The 2,128-nt window shown below is 71.4% G+C and carries 2 protein-coding genes; both read right to left on the bottom strand.

The window, feature by feature from the left end; genetic code table 11:
• Nucleotides 1-42: 42 nt before the first annotated feature.
• Nucleotides 43-1,551: a putative lipid II flippase FtsW gene (gene ftsW, locus ABTZ89_RS38185; protein WP_351054246.1), complete on the bottom strand. Its 1,509-nt coding sequence runs from the start codon at nucleotides 1,549-1,551 to the stop codon at nucleotides 43-45.
• A gap of 6 nt (nucleotides 1,552-1,557) precedes the next feature.
• Nucleotides 1,558-2,128 (bottom strand): glutamate ligase domain-containing protein (locus tag ABTZ89_RS38180; RefSeq protein ID WP_502949655.1); only part of this gene is annotated, 571 nt, incomplete at its 5' end.

The following is a 2,128-nucleotide window of genomic DNA, read 5'->3' as shown; positions in this document are numbered from 1 at the left end:
TCGGTTCAGCGCCCTGCCTGACGGCCTCGGACACCCTGGGCTTCAGCATCGACGACCACGACCGACAGGGGGCGCCGCGCCGCGGCAGCACCCCTGGGGTCGCCGAGCGCGCCCTGGTCGATGCGGGCCGTCTGATCGCCGCTCAACGGTGTCCTCCTCGTGTCTGCGCCCGGGATCCGGGGCCGCTGCGCGCGCCGCGCGCGCGGGTGTCCCCGCCTCCCGGCGTGTTGCCGCCGTGCCGGAGCCCTTCGCACCCGGTCGGCTTCGTGGGGTGGGTCGTGCCGGGCGCCGCTTGGCCGGCGGCCGGTACGGCGCCGGGGTCGGCAGCCGCAGCAGCTTGCCGACGCGGCCCGGTCCCAAAGACCGTAGCGCGGCGATCGCCTCGGGTTCGTTCCGGGCGAAGTTCGCCAGCAGCCCGAACACCAGCATGCTGGTGACCACCGAGGATCCGCCGGAGGAGATCAGCGGCAGCGGCAGCCCGGTGGTGGGCAGCAGGCCGACCACGTAGCCGATGTTGATGACCGCCTGGCAGACCAGGAAGGTGGTCAGCGTCGCCGCGACCAGCCGGATCCACGGGTCGGTGTTGCGGAACGCGATGCGCATGCCCACGTAGGCGACGGTGCCGAACAGCACCAGCACCATCGCGCAGCCGACGAAGCCCAGCTCCTCACCGATCACCGCGAAGATGAAGTCGTTGTGCACGTTGGGCAAGTACTGCCACTTCGACCAGCCCTGCCCCAGCCCGCGGCCGAACAGCCCGCCGTCGGCGAGCGCGTAGAGCGCCTGCAGGGCCTGGTAGCCCTGGCCGGACGGGTCGCCCATCGGGTCCAGGAACGAGGTGATCCGCGCCATCCGGTAGTCGGCGACCATCGACAGCGCCACACCGGCCGTCGCCGCGCCGAGCAGCATCACCACGAACAACCGCAGCGGCGCACCGGCGAACCACAGCAGCGCCAGCAGCACCGCGAACAGCGTGATCGTCGAACCGAGGTCGGGCTGCAGCATCACCAGCGTGAACATCAGCAGCGCGGCGGGCACCACCGGCACCAGCAGGTGGCGGTACTGGTTCATCAGGCCGCGCTTGGTGACCAGCACGTGCGCGCCCCACAGCGCGAAGGCGACCTTGGCGAACTCCACCGGCTGGAACGACACACCGGCCACCACGAACCAGCTCCGCGCACCGTTGAGCTTGGTGCCGAGCGGCGTGAGCACCAGGGCGAGCAGTCCGAGGCAGATGGTGAGCAGGATCAGGCTGTGGCGGCGCATCAGCTTCACCGGCACCCGCAGCGCCGCGTAGAACAGCACCAGCCCGGCGATGCAGTACATCACCTGCTTGCTGAAGACGCTGTAGGACGAACCGTCCTTGTTGAACGAGTCGACGCTGGAGGCCGAGAGCACCATCACCAGGCCGAAGACCGTCAGCAGGCCGAAGACCGCGAGCAGCAGGTGGAACGAGGCCAGCGGCCGGGTCAGCCAAGCGGTCAGCGGGGACAGGACGGTCAGACCGGTCCGCTTCGGGCCGCTGCGCGCGGTCTTGGTGGCGGTGGGCACGGCAGATCACCCGCCGTGCGCGGGCGCCGTCGGGGTGTCGGCCAGAACCTCGCGCACCGCGTCGGCGAAGGCGCGACCGCGGTGGGCGTAGTCGGTGAACATGTCCATCGACGCGGCGGCCGGGGCGAGCAGCACCACCGAACCCGGACTTGCGAACTCGTGGGCCAGCCGGACAGCTTGCAGCATTCCCGCATCGTCCCCCGCCGACACCTCGCGCACGGGCACATCCGGCGCGTGTCGGGCCAGTGCGGTGGCGAACTGCTCGCGATCGCGGCCGATCAGCACCACCGCGGCGAGCCGGTCGGCGTTGGCCGCGACGAGCTCGTCCACGTCGGCGCCCTTGAGCAGGCCGCCGGCGATCCACACCACCTCGGGGTGCGCCCGCAGCGCCGCGTCGGCCGCGTGCGGGTTCGTCGCCTTCGAATCGTCCACATAGGACACTCCGGCGGCTTCGGCCACCGGGACCGACCGGTGGGCACCTAGAGGCTGGCGCGGTGGAACAGCGCCGCGCAGTAGCAGATCGCGCCGATCCCCCACACCAACCACGCCTTGCGCGATGAGGTGCCGTGATCGGCCC

Origin of the sequence: Saccharopolyspora sp. NPDC002686, from assembly GCF_040295745.1 — a bacterium.
GTDB classification, from domain to species: Bacteria; Actinomycetota; Actinomycetes; order Mycobacteriales; family Pseudonocardiaceae; genus Saccharopolyspora; species Saccharopolyspora oryzae.
The sequence above is the reverse complement of the archived record's forward strand: the minus strand, read 5'-3'. Positions and strand labels throughout refer to the sequence as shown.